Origin of the sequence: Bradyrhizobium sp. 1 (assembly GCF_023073315.1) — a bacterium.
Taxonomy (GTDB): domain Bacteria; phylum Pseudomonadota; class Alphaproteobacteria; order Rhizobiales; family Xanthobacteraceae; genus Bradyrhizobium.
The window spans coordinates 26,300-40,749 of sequence record NZ_JADPJH010000002.1; the positions used below are offsets into that span (position 1 = coordinate 26,300).

Below are 14,450 nucleotides of genomic sequence, written 5' to 3' on the forward strand. Positions count from 1 at the left end.
ATCAGTCATAGCGCACCCGCGGGTCAACCAGGGTGTAGATGATATCGACGGCAACGTTGATCAGCACGAAAGCGAAGCCGAACAGCAGCATGGTGCCCTGGATCAGCGGGTAGTCGCGCGCCATGATCCCCTGCACCACCAGCCGGCCGATGCCCGGCAAGGCAAACACCTGCTCGACCACGACCGAGCCGCCGATCAACAGGCTCAGGATGATGCCGCTGACGGTCACGACCGCGACCAGCGCGTTGCGGAAGCCGTGCTTACCGACCGTCCGCCACTCGCTGACACCCTTGGCGCGCGCGGTACGAATGAAATCCTGATCGAGCACGTCGAGCATTGCCGAGCGCGTCATCCGCGCCAGAAAGCCGATCTGGAACAGGCTGAGCACCATGGCCGGTTGGATCAGCGAGGCGAACCAGGGGCCGGGACCCGCCGTCAGCAACGGCGCATAGCCGGACGACGGCACCCAGCCGAGCGTCACGCTGAACAGGATGACCGACAGGATTGCGATCCAGAAGCTCGGGACTGACACCCCGATCAAGGCGATCATCATCACACCGGCGTCGATCCAGCTGCTACGGAAATAAGCGGCGAGGATGCCGAGGGTGATACCGATCGGCAGCGTGATGGTGAGCGACAGCGCAGCCAGCGACAGCGTCACCGGCAGGCGCTCGGCGACTGCCGACAGCACGGTCTGGTTCAGCACCAGCGAACTCCCGAACTTGCCTTGGGCAAGACCGAGAAACCAGGACAGCAATTGCTCCCATATCGGCTGGTCAAGGCCGAGCTCGCGGCGGATCCGTTCCACCGCCGCAGGGGTGGCGTCCGCACCCGCGATCACCACCGCCGGATCTCCCGGCAACAGATGCATCAGGATGAAAGACAGCACCGCGACCAGCAGCAGGACCGGTATGGATTGCATGAGACGGACGATGATCGCGCGAAACATGGGATACCCGATATGACGCTTTCAGTCCCTGCCCTGCCGCTGGCTTGCCAACGACGCTATTTCAGCCACACATCCCAGAAATGAACGATGTAATAGGGCTCGAAGTTCGCGACCTTGGCGGCGTTGAAGCTTCGCATCGTGCCCATGTCGGCGATCTTGATCATGTAGGCCTGATCCAGCACGCGCTTCTCGATGTCGGCCCAGGCCGCGATGCGCTGTTTCGGATCGAGCGAGGCATAGAATTTGTCATAGGCCGTATCGAGAACCTGATCGTCCTTCACATGCGGGAAGGTGTAGATCATCACCTTCCATTGCTGCGGCCCGAGCAGCGGATTCGAGCAATAACCCGTGGTGGAGACATTCCAGACGCCGGTGCCGCGCTGCATGTTGCTGGCGTTGGTGGTCCAGTCGACGATGTCGACCGCGACGTTCATGCCGGCATCCTTCATCTGTTCGGACAGAACGAGGATGGCGTCGCGGAAATTTGGATAATTGGAGTTGGTCTGGAGTACGATCTTCTCGCCATTGTATCCGGCCTGCTTCAGCAACGCCTTGGCCTTGGCCGGATTGCGCTGGTCGTAATAGGGCTTCATGGCATCGCCCTGATAATAGGGGCTCGACGCGTAGACCAGCGAATGACCCGGCCGCGAGATCTGCCCCATTGCCCCGGTAATGTCCTCGACATTGACCACCGCCTCGATTGCCTGGCGAATGAGCGGATTGTTGGTCAACGCAGCCTGCGTGTTCACGACGAACACCTGCATGCAATAGGGAAAAATCTGCTGCGTCTTGATGTTCGCCTGGGCTTCAAATCGCTTGGCGAGATCGCGGGGGACATCGCCGATGACATCGGCGTTGCCGGTCTGCAATGCGGCAACGCGGGCATTCGCTTCAGGCACGAAATTGTAGCGAACCTGGTCGAGATAGGCAGTGCGGCGTCCGGCCAGCCCATCCGGCCCCGGCGCGCTATCGTCGGGCACATAGGCGTCGAAGCGCTTGATGACGAGGTGACTGTCCTTGACCCATTCGCCCAGCATGAACGGACCAGTCCCGATGATGTCGATCTCGCGCGCCGCCTTGTCCTTCTGCTCGGCCGGCAGGATTTCGAACGGATAGACCGGCGACTTCAACACGTCGACGAACACCGCATTCGGCTTCTTCAGGCGGATCACGAAAGTTAGCGGATCCGGCGCCTCGAAGCCCTCGACATCGGCGAGCACGGACGCATTGGGGCTGACCTTGCGGTATCGCTCGAACGACGCCAGCACGTCGGCCGAATTCATCTCCTTGCCGTTGTGAAACTTGACGCCCTTGCGCAGCGTGAAAGTGAAGACCGTGGCATCCGCATTGGTGTCGATCTTCGAGGCCAGAACGGGCCTCGCATTGTAGTTGCCGTCGATCGCCACCAGCGGCTCGAAGATGTGATGGATGACCTCGAGCTCGACGAGGCTCGATGCGACATGGGGGTCGAGCGTACCGGGTCCGGACAGGTAGGCATAGACAAGGCTGCCGCCGCGGCGTGGTTCTGCGGCATGGAGCGGGTTCGCAAGCACAACGAGGAAGGCGATTACCGAGCCGATCATGGCGATCGAACGAAATATGGAAGCAACGCTTGTCATCACAACTGCCTTCCTGTTGGGCTCCTGCATTACCCGTTGTTCACGGCTTCACTGGATTACCTTCGCGGGTTGACGCCGATCGACGGACGCGGCGACCTGCTTGAGAGCGCCGTCCGTCGCCTCGAGGACGCGGTCGATGTCTGCGACCTGATGCGCCGCCGATAGAAACATGTTGTGCCAGGGATGCATATAGACGCCGCGCTGCAGCGCCTCCAACACGAAGCGATGGCCGAGCGTGAAATCCGGGTCGTCGTCGAACATGATCATCGGCATCTGCACCGGCCCGGTCTGCCGCAACGGCAGATCAAGCGCGCGCGCCTGTTGCTCCAATCCCTCGCGGAGCCGGCGGCCCATGGCTTCCATGGTTGCGATCGCGCCGGTCGCACGCAGCTTCGTGATGGTGGCGATCGCGGCCGCCATCGGCACTGCTGCACACCAGAACGAGCCGGTGACGTAGACCTGCTGCGCGGCTTCACGAAAGCGATCGTTGCCGGTCACCGCCGCGAGCGGATGACCGTTGGCGATCGCCTTGCTCCAGCCGCACAGATCCGGCCGCACGCCGTGGGGCTCCCAACTGCCGCCTATATTGAGACGAAACCCCGCCCTGACGTCGTCGAGAACCAGCGCCGCACCGGCCGCATCGCAAATCCGCCGCACCGCTTGCGCAAATGCGAGTGTCGGCGCCTCCTGCTGGCGCTTCACGTCGTGACGAAATGCAGTCACCAGCACAGCCGCGAGGTCGCGGCCGGCCTCATCGGCGGCGCGCTCAAGACTTGCAACGTCATTGTAGTCATAGTGCAGGATGTGGGCGCGATCCTCCGCAGTGACGCCGGCCAGCGAGGGCGTGCACCACGGCGCGGCGCCGTGATAGGAGCCCCTCGCCACCAGCACCTTGCGCCGCTGCGTCCCCGCACGCGCGATGGTCACGCAAGCCGTCATCGCGTCGCTGCCGTTCTTGGCGAACAGCACCCAGTCAGCGTGCGGAATGGTCTCGACCACGAGCTCCGCGAGTTCAACCTGGCATTCAGCCGGTCCCGTCATGAGGTCGCCGCGGCCGCGCTGCTCCGCAGCGGCGGCCTCTACATCAGGATCGCCATAACCAAGCACCATGGGCCCGTAGCCGCACATCAGGTCGATATATTCGGTGCCCTGGACATCCCAGAGCCGGCAACCGCGCGCGCTGCGAAAGAATTGCGGATAGCCGGGCGGCAGCCGGGCTACATTCATGTGTCCCCACATGCCGCCGGGAATGACCTTGCGGGCCCGCGCCCGCAGCGCCTCGTCCGGAGCAAGCGAGCCAGGTATCGCGTGAGGTGCCATCGCATGTCCCCTCGTTTCGGATGGGCCGCGCCGTTGCGCCAGCATTTCAATATATGATATATCACAGCCATGGAAGCGTCTCACGACTTTTAGTCTTGCAACGACAGCCTGCGGACGTGCATGGCGTGCATAGATACCGGTCGCTCTAATTCAACTGGAAGCAGCCCCCTCGATGCCCAACGACGCTGTCGGTCTGGTCAGCCGCGATAATCTGACGGCCCGCGTGTTTCAGGAACTGCGGCTTGCGCTGATGGAGGGACGCTTTCGTCCGGGCCATCGCTTCAAGATCCGCGAGCTCGCCGAAACGATGGGCGTCTCGGAAACGCCCATTCGCGAAGCGTTGATGCAGCTGGTGCGCGCGCGCGTGCTCAGCATGCAGGCGAGCCGCTGGATCGAGGTCGCACACCTCAGCGCATCGCAGTATCAGGAATTGCGAAGCATCCGGATCCTGCTCGAGGGACTGGCCGCCGAGCGCGCGACCAGCCGGATCTCCAAGGCCGATATCGCCAACCTCAAGAAATATCATCAGGCGCTGGTGTCCGCAGAACGCGGCGAGCGCTGGCGCGAAGCCGTGGAGGTGAACTGGCAATTCCACCACACGCTCTACAAGGCCGCCGACGCGCCGGAACTGCTCGAAATGATCGAAACGATCTGGCTGCGCAACGGCCCCATGCTCAACATGCTCTACCCGCATGCGGCCCCGACCTATCCAGGGCGTCACCAGCATCTGAACGTGATCGACGGTCTGGTGGCGAAAGATCCCGAAGCCGTCAAAAAATCGATCCAGGCCGACCTGCTGGAGGGTGGCGCGAGATTGCTGCAGCTTCTTCGGGACATCGAGGCCGGCACCGCGCCGACCACCATCGATGTCGCTGCGAAATAGTCGAGGGCTGCCGTTGTACCTCGGCCAACGTCATCACCCGCTCGACGTCCTCTCCCGCCTACTTGGCAGATCCGGCCCATCGATGCCGGCGCAAGCGATCGCACCTTGGTAGCCCGCCGCGCCTGACGAACCGTGCCCTCGGACCTATATGCTGCGATAACAAGCGATAGCTGAAAGATCTGGCGCAATTCCGAGCCCGGGCTCTTCGCTCAGCAAAACGGTGCCTTCGCGCACGGTCTCGACTGGACCGCAGAACAGATCCCGCAGCGGATTGTCGTTGGCGTCGACCTCGAGCCATCCGTCGCCTCCAGTGCCCGCGAGGAGATGGGCCGAGGCAAGCAGTCCGATGCCGCCACCGAGATAATGCGGGCAGAACGTTTTGCCGGACTTCAGAACGTCTCGCGCGAGGCCGGCGCAGGCGCTCAGCCCGCCCCATTTCGCGATGTCGGGCTGAACCACGCCGAGCACGTCTTCTGCCAGAACCTCCTTGAAGCCCGCAACGCTGGAGATGTTCTCGCCCGCGGCAATCGGCATCGTCGCGCTCGCCCGCAGCTTGCGCCATTCCTCGCGCGGCCGGTCGGCGCGGATCGGCTCCTCGAGCCAGCGCAGATCGAACGCGGCCAAGCGCGGCAGCATCTCCAATGCCTGATCTACCGACCAGCCCTGATTGGCATCCGTGGCGAGCATGCCCGTGCCGACGACGGCGCGCAGCGCAGAAAGGTTAGCGAGGTCCGTCTCCGCACCGAACCCGACCTTCAGCTTCAACGCGCGATGGCCGCGCTTGAGCGCGGCTTCGGCTGTCCGTGTGGCGCCGCCGGGATTGATGCCGCTGGCATAGACCTTGATCGTGCCCGACTGGCCGCCGAGCAACCGCCACAGCGGCAAGCGCTGCCGCCTTGCGGTGAGATCCCACAGCGCAAGATCGATGCCCGAAATTCCTTGCGCGAACGGACCGGGCTCGCCGCATTGAAGTGCAAGGACCTCGGTACCCTCAGTCAGGGCCTCGAAAGCCTGCGCTGGGCCGTCGAACCTGCGCCCGACAAGACCCGGCGCAAGCACTTCATTGACAAGCCGGGCGCGATGCTCCGCGCCTGGGGCGGGAAAGTTGGACCAGGCTTCACCCCAACCCTCGACGCCGTCTTCGTCGACAACGCGAACGAAGACGGCGGGACGATTGAGCATCTTGCCGAACGATGTCACCACCGGCGTCGCCAGCGGGTAGCGATAGCAGATCGCCTCGATCGAACGGATGGTGAAGCTGTCAGTCATGTTGCAGCCTCTACCATCTCAGTAGGCGCGCGCGAAGTCACCTTCCTGCTTAATATCCGTGAAGACCGGATAGCGCGCTTTCCATGCGGTGCCCTTGGCCGTCGTCAGTTCGCTGAGCCGTTCGAGCACGTTGAGGCCATCCTTGCGCAGGCTGGCCGAAACCGCCGCGCGATCCGGGAAATTCTTCAGGACGGCGTCGAGCCAGATCGTACGGCCGGCGAGGAAGCCGCTTGCGCCTGCGGCATAGGAGTAATCGAGCACCAGCTCGAACTTTTCCGGCGCGGCGCCGCCAGAGAGCAGCACCCAGGGGATGTTCCGTTCGCGGCAGATATCGCCGATCGCATCGAACTCCTTCTGCGCGGCCTTCGCTCCTGCGCTGCCGTCGCGGGCCGGCAGGCTGTTGGCGGCAAGCGGGCTCTCCAGCTTAAGCAGGTCGACGCAATATTCCGGCTTGGCAAACTCACGCACGCTGTCGATGACGAGGCCGGGGAGCTTGCCGGGCGATTCCACATAATCGGCAGTATGATTGGCGCTGCCGAGGAACGGATAGACCAGCAGCTCGAGCACGTACGGGATATCATGTCGGGCGCAGTCTTCGCCGATCTCACGGACAAACCGCTTCTGGTGCTCGTTGACGGCGGCATCGGCGTCCGGCCGGTACCAGGCCAGCACCTTGACAGCATCGCCGCCCATGGCGCGGATCTTCTCCACGCTCCAATTGGTGATCGCGCGCGACCTGCGGCCACCCGCGGTTTCCTCGACGCGATGCTCTTCCAGCGTCATGATCAAGCCACAGCGCGGCGGCAGCAGATCGATCGCGGCTGGCACCGCAAAGTTCGGATCGAACAGCATCGAGCTGCAATGCGGCGCGAGGTTCTCGACCAGGAGCCGCTTGGCCGCCGTGACGTCGGAATATTCGACCTGATCCCGCGTGATGCCTTTTGCTTTCGCGATGGCATCGAACAGTGGCGGCCGCTGGTCCAGCGCGACCATGCGAAAGTGGCCATCCGCGTCAGCAAGCCGTGACAGGCCGCGGTTCTTTCCAATCGTTCTCATGGCTTCGTCCTCATGAATACAAGACACTCGTTGATATCGGGGATTCCGTTGCGACCGCCGGCGTGGCGGCATTTCATCGCCGCCGTCGCCGCCGAAAACGCCATGGCGGCGCGCACCTCCAGGCCGGCACCGATCGCCAACGCATAGGCGCCGTGGAAGACGTCGCCCGCGCCTGTGGTGTCGACGACGTCGACTGCGTAGGCAGCCTGTCGGTGCAGTTCGCCATTCTCGTACCAGCTCACGCCGACCTCACCACGCGTGACGGCGATGACGCGGCAGCCGAAGCGCGCGAGTGCTGCGAGGGATTCATCATTGGCCGAGCCAGCAAACGACGTAAGCGCGGGCTCGGAGAAGATCGCGTGGTCGGTCAGCGGCAGCAGCCGCTCGAACACCTCGGCATCAGCCATGTCGCCGTCGAGCACCGTCGGAATGCGCCGCGCGCGCGCTTCCCGGAACAGAGTCGCAGCGCCTTCGACCCAGCGCGGATCGGCGAGCACAGATGATGCGCGCGCAACGGCTTCGAGCGCGAGCCAGTCCGCGGCTTCAGGGAAAAGCCCGCGGAAGTTGACGATTTGCCGCTCGCCGCTGCTGTCGACAATGACGCCTGAAACCGACGAGCGGCCATCCGGAAACAGCAGGAAATGTTCGACGTCGACGCCTTCAGCCGTGAAGGCCGACTTCATCTCATGCCCTGCAGCGTCGTTCCCTGCCCGCCCCCAGAACGCAACGGACGCGCCGAGCTTTGCCACTGCGACGCTCGCATTGGCGGCCATGCCGCCACCGAGCGTGCCGTACTCGATGGCCTTGATCTTCTCGCTTCCCCCCGCGAACGGCCGATCAACGCGCCAGACCTGGTCGAGCGCTGATAGCCCGAGGCAGATCACGTGCACGGGCTTTGCGCCGGACGCGATGTCCGCCAGTGCCGAGAGATCGCCGATGTCGGCTGACGCGCTCACCGCAGGACCTGTCCGTTGGTAGAATCGAAGAGATGCGTCTTGCCGGGCTGCGGACGCAGCGTGAGGCGATCGCCGACCTTCGGCCGCAGTGCCGGATCGACCCGCGCAATCGAGGACGCGCCGGCAAGATCGAAATGGATCAGCGTATCGGAGCCGAGCGGCTCGACCAGCTTGACGTTGATGGCGATGCCGTCGGCAGCATCCGCGGCAACGGCGAAATGTTCGGGGCGAATACCGATCACGGCGTTACCGGCCTGACGCAGGCGGCCCGCGGTCTCGCCGTCCAGCGGCACGGCATTGCCACCCTGCGAGAGGATCGCACGCTCCTCGCGCCATTCGACCGCAAAGAAGTTCATGGCGGGCGAACCGATGAAGCCGGCAACGAACTGGTTGGCGGGCCGCTCGTAGACCGTCTCCGGCGTGTCGTATTGCTGGATCGTGCCACTCTGAAGCACGACGATTCGGTCGGCCATGGTCATGGCCTCGATCTGGTCGTGGGTGACGAAGACCATGGTGGTCTTCAGCTGCTGCGACAGCGCCTTGATCTCGGCGCGCACCTGCCCGCGCAGTTTGGCGTCAAGATTGGAAAGTGGCTCATCGAACAGGAACGCTTTGGGATTGCGCACGATGGCGCGGCCCATCGCGACGCGCTGGCGCTGGCCGCCCGAGAGCTCCTTCGGCTTGCGGTCCAGATAAGGCTCGATGTGCAGCAGGGCTGCGGCGCGCTTCACCCGCGCGTCGATCTCCGCCTTCGGCGTGCCTCGCAGCTCCAGCGCAAACGACATGTTGTCGTAGACGCGCATGTGCGGATAGAGCGCGTAGTCCTGGAACACCATCGCGATGTCGCGCTGCGCGGCCTGCACGCCGTTGACGCGCTTGTCGCCGATATAGAGGTCTCCCCCCGAAATCGGCTCGAGGCCCGCGATGATGCGTAGCAAGGTCGACTTGCCGCAGCCGGACGGGCCGACGAAGACGACGAACTCATGGTCCGCGATCTCCAGATTGAGATCGGGGATCACGGTGAAATTGCCGTAGCGTTTGGTGAGGTTGCGGATCGAGATCGAGGCCATGATTGCTAATCCAGCGCCAGCACGGGCTTGATCAGCTCGCCCTTGGCGAAGCGGGCGAAACTTTCGGGCAACGCCTGCAGGCCGAACTCGCCGTCGACGAGAACGCGGTATTCGTCCTTGTACTTGCGCAGCAGCTCGACATTCGGCTCGAAATCCTGGAACGGGAAGTAGAAGGTCCGGATCATGTAGAAATCCTTGCGGCGGAACACCTTGCCTTCCTCGATGGTCCAGGGCGCGGCGTTCTCGCCGACAAGCACCAGCGCGCCGCGCGGCAGGACCAGCTCGATGCCGAGATTGCGCGCCGCATGTGCGCCGGAGCATTCCATGATGAGCGCGAAGCGCTTCGAGGTATCCCCGACGGGATGCGGCTTTGCGCCGAAGGATTGCGCGATCTTCAACCGGGCCGCGTTGGGATCGGCGACGTAGATGTCGTTGTAGCCGAGCGCGCGGAGCGCCAGCACGACACCGAGGCCGACCGGCCCCGCGCCCATCACAAGGACAGGTCCGGCCTCGTTCGGCGGTACCACACGGCTGACGAAGCGGACGGCGTGGCCCGAGGTGCCGATGGTGTCGAGCAGCAGCGGCGCCAGGCTGTCCTCGATATCATCGGGCACCGGCAGCAGGCAGTTTTCCGGCACCGGGACGTATTCGGCATAGCCTCCGGGCCTGTTCCAGCCGATCAGGCTGGAGACTTCCAGGCACATCTGGGTATCGCCGCGCTTGCAGGCGGCGCAGTGGTCGCAATGCAAAGGGATATAGACGGCGCAACGGCGGCCATGCAGGCGATGACCGGGCTGCTCGACGACGCCAAAGATTTCATGGCCCGCGGTGAATTCGGCGCCCTTGTGCCAGAGCTTGAAATCCGAGCCACACAGCGCCGTGCGCGAGACGCGGACCAGCACCTCGCCCGTGCCGAGTTCAGGCATCGCGACACGCTCGATGGTGATGCGATCGTTGCCGTGGAAGACCGCGGCCTGCATGATCGAGTTCGGGCGGGGAGACATATTCATCAAATACCTAGCCTTTCACCGCGCCGAGCGTCAGTCCCGACACCAGCCAACGCTGAACCAGGGCCGCCAGCACCAGCGGCGGCAATGCGATCAGCGTTGCCGCGGCCATGAGGGCGCCCCATTGCGTCGAGCCTTCGCCGATGAAGTTGAAGGCCGCCGCGATCAGCGTCTTGGTGTCGCCGTTGGAGAGCACCAGCGCAAACAGGAAGTAGTTCCACGAGAAAACGAAGGCGAGGATCGCCGATACGGCGACGCCGGATGCCACCAGCGGTATCGCTATGCGCCAGAGGATGCGCGTGACGCTGCATCCATCCACCTGTGCGGCTTCGAAGACGCTGCGCGGAATAGCGTCGAACGACGGCAGCAGCACCCAGATCACGATCGGCAGCGTGATCACGGCGTGGCTCAGGATCAGCGCGGTGTAGGAGCCGATCATGCCGATTTGCCGGAACATGACGTACCATGGCAGCAGGAAAAGCGTGCCCGGCGCCATGCGCGCCGCCAGCGTCAGGATCGCGGGCCACGTAATTCGCGTCCAGGAGACGGCGAACGCGGCAGGAATCCCGAACAGCAGCCCCAGCGCGGTCGAACCGACGGTGACGATCAGGCTGTTGAGTGCATAACTCAGGAACGGCGTGGTCCTGGTCAGTTCAGCGTAATTTTCCAGCGTCGGCGAGAACATCAACGTCGGCGGATAGGCCGTGACCTCAAAGGACGGCTTGAACGAGGACAACACCATCCAGATCGTCGGCGCCATGATGAGCACGCCGGCGATCACGAGTTGCACCGTGTTGAGCCAACGGATCCAGCGGTCGGTATTGACGGCATCGTTCATGACATCACCACGCCACTGCGCCGCGCAGGCGGTTGAAGGCAAGCACCGCGCCGAACACGATCGCCGTCAGCGTCAGCATCAGGGCGCTGGCGTAACCAATGTTGAAGAATTCGAAGCCGACGCGGAAGCCGTAGATGTTGAGCGTGTTCGAGGCATTGCCCGGCCCGCCCTGGGTGGTGATGTAGATGATGTCGAAGAAGCGCAGGAGATCGACGCTGCGCAGGATCGCCGCGGTGACGATGGTCGGCAGCAGCAGCGGCAATGTGATGCGCTGGAAGGTCTTGAACGGGGACGCGCCGTCGATCTGCGCGGCTTCATAGACGCTCGGCGGCAGCGATTGCAATCCGCCCAGCACGATCAGCGCCACGTAGGGCGTCCACTGCCAGCTGTCGATCAGCGCGACCGTCGGAATGACCCATGTTGGCGAAGCCAGCCAGTCCGATGGCGGCAGGCCGAACGACTGCAGGATATAATTGGCCGCACCCAGCGAGGGATCGAGGATCACCAGCCACATCATACCGGCGACGACAGGCGGCATCATGAAGGGCGAGATGAACAGCGAGCGTACGATGCCCGGCAGGCGCTTGGCGTGAAACAGCACCAGCGCCAGCCAGACGCCGAACACAAGTTGGAGCGCCAGCGACAGCACGAACAGCGCAATGGTGATCCACAGCCCGTTCCAGAATTCGTAATCGGAGATCAGCTTCGCATAATTGGCGAGACCAGCGAAGGACTGCTTGCCGGTCGAGGAAAACGTCTGGAACCCGAGCCAGATCGTATAGACGACCGGAAACGCGATCATCGCGACCGTGAAGATCACGGCTGGCGCCGAAAGCGCCGCCATTTCCAGCTTCTGCCGATCCTGCGTGAGTGTCGCAGCCGCATCAGACATGTTCGTGTTCTCGATCGAGTTGGGTGCCGGCCGGCGCGAAGCCAGCCGGCGTCGGCGGTTAGTTCAGCGCGATCAGTGCGTCCAGCGCCTTGTCGGCATCAGCGCAAGCCTGATCGACGGTTTTCTGCTTCAGGATCAGATCCTGTACCGCCTGTCCGATGAACTCGCGCGATTGCGGATTTGCGACGATGGGATAGCCGACTTCGGACGAGCCCTTGGTCGCGAATACGTCGAGCGCAGCCTGCCATTCCTTGCGGACCGGCTCCTCGTCGATCCACTTGCGATATTCGGGATCGTTGGCGACGGACGGACGCGGCGGCGCAATGCCCTGGAGCGCCATCTTCTTCTGCACTTCGGGGCTGGTCGCCCACTGCACGAAGTACCAAGCCGCATCCGGCTGCTTGCTGTGCGATGACACCGCCATGCCCCAGCCGATCGTGGTCGGCACCTGGCCGGCATCACCCGCCGGGAACGGCAACAGGCCGGTATCCTTCAAGCGGGCGCCGCCTTCCATCACCGTGCGCAGCTCGTTGGAGGATTCGAACGCCATCGCGGCACGGCCGCTGCGGTAGAGGGCCGAAATCTGCTGGAAGCTGTAATTGACGACGCCGGGCGGCCCGAAATCGCGCAGCAGCCGGCTATAGGTGTCGAGCGCTTCCTTGCCCTTGGCCGAGCAGAGATTTGACTTGCCGCCTGCGATATAGCTGCCGCCGACATTGTGCAGCATGTTGCTGAACGTGTAGGCGATCGCGGGCTTCAGACCGCGCGAGACGAACGGCGTCACCGTGCTGTCGCAGGCCTTGATCTTCTCGGCCGCGGCCTCGACATCCTTGATGGTTTTCGGCGCCTCGATGCCGCACTTCCTGAAGATGTCGGTACGGTAATAGAAGATCGGCCCTTCAAGATTCATCGGCATGCTGGTGAGCTTGCCGCTGAAGGTGGCGGCCTTCAGTAGCGCCTGGCTCAGGCCGGCGGGATCGTAATCCTTGGCGACGTCGTTTTTGGCCATCGCGGTGAGATCACCGTACCAGCCGGCGGCGGAGAACTGCTCGCCCTCGCGCGAGGGCAGCGTCATGAACACATCGACCTCGTCGCTGTTCGCATTCATGACGGTGACTAGACGCTGGCGCATCTGCTGTTCCTGATAGCCGTCGACTTTCAGGGTCATGCCGGTCAGCTTTTCGAAATCCGCCTTGTAGGTCAGCAGCGCCTGCGAGACCGGATTGTTGTTGGCGAGAAAGGTGACGGTCTTGCCCTTGAACTTCATCCAGTCGAAATCGGCGGCTTGCGCCTGCGCGCTGACGGCAATCGCGAGAACGGGCAACGCGACATGCGTCGCGAGCATCCTGGCCTTCATCGAACTCTCCTCCCGGCTGGCCGCCTTAAGCTGACGGACCATTTGAACACGTTTGAGCACCACTTGAAAACGGTTACAAAATAGACAACACGTCCGCCGTGTCAAGCGATGGACAAGCAACACAATCTACGGCAGATTTACGAAATCACCGCTACCGGGCGGCTCGCGACGCAAGATGTAACGTTACATTCATGAGACTGACCAACGCCAAGTCTGTGAAGCAGGGCATCCGCGCCGTGGCAGCCCGCGCCGGCGCTTCGACCGCATCGGTCTCGCGCGCCCTCAACAATCCCGATGCGGTGAGCCCTTCCCTGCGTGCACGCATTGAACAGGCCATCGACGCGCTCGGCTACATCCCGCATGCGCCGGCGCGCATCCTTTCGTCACGGCGTTCACGCACACTCGGCGCGATCGTGCCGACGATCGACAACACGATGTTCGCGCGCGGCATCGCCTCGCTGCAACAATATCTGTCGTCGGTCGGATACATGCTGTTCCTCACCACCAGCGGCTACGATCTCGACGCCGAGTTGCAGCAGGCGCGCAATCTGATCAGCCGCGGTGTCGACGGTCTCGTGCTACGCGGCGATTGCCACCACGACGGCTTGCGAAAACTGCTCGCCGACAATGCGGTGCCGTTCATCAATGTCGGCATCTACCAGCCTGACCGGCCCTACCCTTGCGTCGGTACCGACAACGAAGCCGCGGCCCATCGCGCCGCCGCACATGTCATCGAGCTCGGCCACCGCCGCATCGGGATCGTCTCGGCGCTCCAGCGCAACAACGACCGCGCCAGCGCCCGCGTCGCTGGGTTTCGCCGCGCGCTCAGCGAGAACGGGCTCGAGATTCCCCCGCAATGGCATGTCGAGGTGCCCTATACGCTGGACGACGCGCGCGAGGCGGCGCGCTATCTCCTGAGCCTGAAGGACCGCCCCACGGCCGTGGTGTGCGGCAACGACGTCATCGCCTATGGCGTGCTGCTTGAGGCGGAGCGCGACGGCTTCTCCGTGCCGCGCGATCTCTCGGTGGTCGGTTTCGACGACCTCGACTGGAGCCGCCATTTGCGGCCGAGCCTGACCACGATCCACGTTCCGACCGGAGAGACCTGGCAGCGCGCCGGCGAATATTTGGTGCGCAGCCTTGCCGGCGAACAGACCATTATGCATCGCGAGATCGACTTCTCGCTGGTGGTCCGCGAGTCGACCGCTCCGCCGCCGAAATCCCTGAAGTGAGA

Annotated in this window: 13 protein-coding genes; 2 read left to right on the forward strand and 11 right to left on the reverse strand. The window is 63.5% G+C overall.

Annotated features, from left to right (window positions below):
* Nucleotide 1 precedes the first annotated feature (1 nt).
* The 3 genes from IVB29_RS00130 to IVB29_RS00140 form a co-directional block, all read right to left on the reverse strand.
* Nucleotides 2-949 (reverse strand): ABC transporter permease, encoded by a 948-nt coding sequence (locus IVB29_RS00130; protein ID WP_247501351.1) that lies wholly within the window; start codon nucleotides 947-949, stop codon nucleotides 2-4.
* A 56-nt stretch (nucleotides 950-1,005) separates the two neighbouring features.
* On the reverse strand, nucleotides 1,006-2,532 hold the full coding sequence (locus IVB29_RS00135) for an ABC transporter substrate-binding protein (RefSeq protein WP_346731262.1): 1,527 nt from the start codon (nucleotides 2,530-2,532) through the stop codon (nucleotides 1,006-1,008).
* A gap of 84 nt (nucleotides 2,533-2,616) precedes the next feature.
* Nucleotides 2,617-3,888, reverse strand: coding sequence for an aminotransferase class III-fold pyridoxal phosphate-dependent enzyme (locus tag IVB29_RS00140; RefSeq protein ID WP_247501353.1), 1,272 nt, complete (start codon nucleotides 3,886-3,888; stop codon nucleotides 2,617-2,619).
* Nucleotides 3,889-4,060: 172 nt separating this feature from the next.
* Here IVB29_RS00140 and IVB29_RS00145 point away from each other — a divergent pair, with 172 nt between their 5' ends.
* Nucleotides 4,061-4,771: a GntR family transcriptional regulator gene (locus IVB29_RS00145; protein WP_247501354.1), complete on the forward strand. Its 711-nt coding sequence runs from the start codon at nucleotides 4,061-4,063 to the stop codon at nucleotides 4,769-4,771.
* Between the two features lie 144 nt (nucleotides 4,772-4,915).
* Here IVB29_RS00145 and IVB29_RS00150 read toward each other — a convergent pair whose 3' ends face one another.
* From IVB29_RS00150 to IVB29_RS00185, 8 genes are read right to left on the reverse strand one after another with little or no spacing between them, the layout of a single operon-like run.
* Nucleotides 4,916-6,040 carry a mandelate racemase/muconate lactonizing enzyme family protein gene (locus IVB29_RS00150; protein WP_247501355.1) on the reverse strand — a complete coding sequence of 375 codons (1,125 nt, stop codon included), beginning with the start codon at nucleotides 6,038-6,040 and terminating at the stop codon, nucleotides 4,916-4,918.
* 18 nt (nucleotides 6,041-6,058) lie between these two features.
* Nucleotides 6,059-7,096 (reverse strand): tagatose 1,6-diphosphate aldolase, encoded by a 1,038-nt coding sequence (locus tag IVB29_RS00155; RefSeq protein WP_247501356.1) that lies wholly within the window; start codon nucleotides 7,094-7,096, stop codon nucleotides 6,059-6,061.
* Entirely contained in the window at nucleotides 7,093-8,052 is a 960-nt protein-coding gene (locus tag IVB29_RS00160) for a sugar kinase (protein ID WP_247501357.1), read from the reverse strand. Before IVB29_RS00160 ends, IVB29_RS00155 begins: the two co-directional genes overlap by 4 nt.
* Nucleotides 8,049-9,122, reverse strand: a complete 1,074-nt coding sequence (gene ugpC / locus IVB29_RS00165; RefSeq protein WP_247501358.1) for a sn-glycerol-3-phosphate ABC transporter ATP-binding protein UgpC — start codon at nucleotides 9,120-9,122, stop codon at nucleotides 8,049-8,051. Before ugpC ends, IVB29_RS00160 begins: the two co-directional genes overlap by 4 nt.
* Before the next feature lie 5 nt (nucleotides 9,123-9,127).
* Entirely contained in the window at nucleotides 9,128-10,132 is a 1,005-nt protein-coding gene (locus tag IVB29_RS00170; protein WP_247501359.1) for a zinc-binding dehydrogenase, read from the reverse strand.
* A 7-nt stretch (nucleotides 10,133-10,139) separates the two neighbouring features.
* Complete coding sequence (locus IVB29_RS00175) at nucleotides 10,140-10,967, reverse strand: carbohydrate ABC transporter permease (RefSeq protein ID WP_247501360.1); 828 nt, start codon at nucleotides 10,965-10,967, stop codon at nucleotides 10,140-10,142.
* Between the two features lie 4 nt (nucleotides 10,968-10,971).
* On the reverse strand, nucleotides 10,972-11,859 hold the full coding sequence (locus IVB29_RS00180) for a sugar ABC transporter permease (RefSeq protein ID WP_247501361.1): 888 nt from the start codon (nucleotides 11,857-11,859) through the stop codon (nucleotides 10,972-10,974).
* 58 nt (nucleotides 11,860-11,917) lie between these two features.
* On the reverse strand, nucleotides 11,918-13,216 hold the full coding sequence (locus tag IVB29_RS00185) for a sugar ABC transporter substrate-binding protein (RefSeq protein WP_247501362.1): 1,299 nt from the start codon (nucleotides 13,214-13,216) through the stop codon (nucleotides 11,918-11,920).
* 191 nt (nucleotides 13,217-13,407) lie between these two features.
* Here IVB29_RS00185 and IVB29_RS00190 point away from each other — a divergent pair, with 191 nt between their 5' ends.
* Nucleotides 13,408-14,448, forward strand: a complete 1,041-nt coding sequence (locus IVB29_RS00190; RefSeq protein ID WP_247501363.1) for a LacI family DNA-binding transcriptional regulator — start codon at nucleotides 13,408-13,410, stop codon at nucleotides 14,446-14,448.
* Nucleotides 14,449-14,450: the final 2 nt, after the last annotated feature.

Excerpts from the sequence above, each read along its gene's own strand:
- IVB29_RS00130 (WP_247501351.1), bottom strand. The coding sequence starts at position 949 with ATGTTTCGCGCGATCATCGTCCGTCTCATGCAATCCATACCGGTCCTG.
- IVB29_RS00135 (WP_346731262.1), bottom strand. The coding sequence starts at position 2,532 with ATGATCGGCTCGGTAATCGCCTTCCTCGTTGTGCTTGCGAACCCGCTC.
- IVB29_RS00140 (WP_247501353.1), bottom strand. The coding sequence starts at position 3,888 with ATGGCACCTCACGCGATACCTGGCTCGCTTGCTCCGGACGAGGCGCTG.
- IVB29_RS00145 (WP_247501354.1), top strand. The coding sequence starts at position 4,061 with ATGCCCAACGACGCTGTCGGTCTGGTCAGCCGCGATAATCTGACGGCC.
- IVB29_RS00150 (WP_247501355.1), bottom strand. The coding sequence starts at position 6,040 with ATGACTGACAGCTTCACCATCCGTTCGATCGAGGCGATCTGCTATCGC.
- IVB29_RS00155 (WP_247501356.1), bottom strand. The coding sequence starts at position 7,096 with ATGAGAACGATTGGAAAGAACCGCGGCCTGTCACGGCTTGCTGACGCG.
- ugpC (WP_247501358.1), bottom strand. The coding sequence starts at position 9,122 with ATGGCCTCGATCTCGATCCGCAACCTCACCAAACGCTACGGCAATTTC.
- IVB29_RS00170 (WP_247501359.1), bottom strand. The coding sequence starts at position 10,132 with ATGAATATGTCTCCCCGCCCGAACTCGATCATGCAGGCCGCGGTCTTC.
- IVB29_RS00175 (WP_247501360.1), bottom strand. The coding sequence starts at position 10,967 with ATGAACGATGCCGTCAATACCGACCGCTGGATCCGTTGGCTCAACACG.
- IVB29_RS00180 (WP_247501361.1), bottom strand. The coding sequence starts at position 11,859 with ATGTCTGATGCGGCTGCGACACTCACGCAGGATCGGCAGAAGCTGGAA.
- IVB29_RS00185 (WP_247501362.1), bottom strand. The coding sequence starts at position 13,216 with ATGAAGGCCAGGATGCTCGCGACGCATGTCGCGTTGCCCGTTCTCGCG.
- IVB29_RS00190 (WP_247501363.1), top strand. The coding sequence starts at position 13,408 with ATGAGACTGACCAACGCCAAGTCTGTGAAGCAGGGCATCCGCGCCGTG.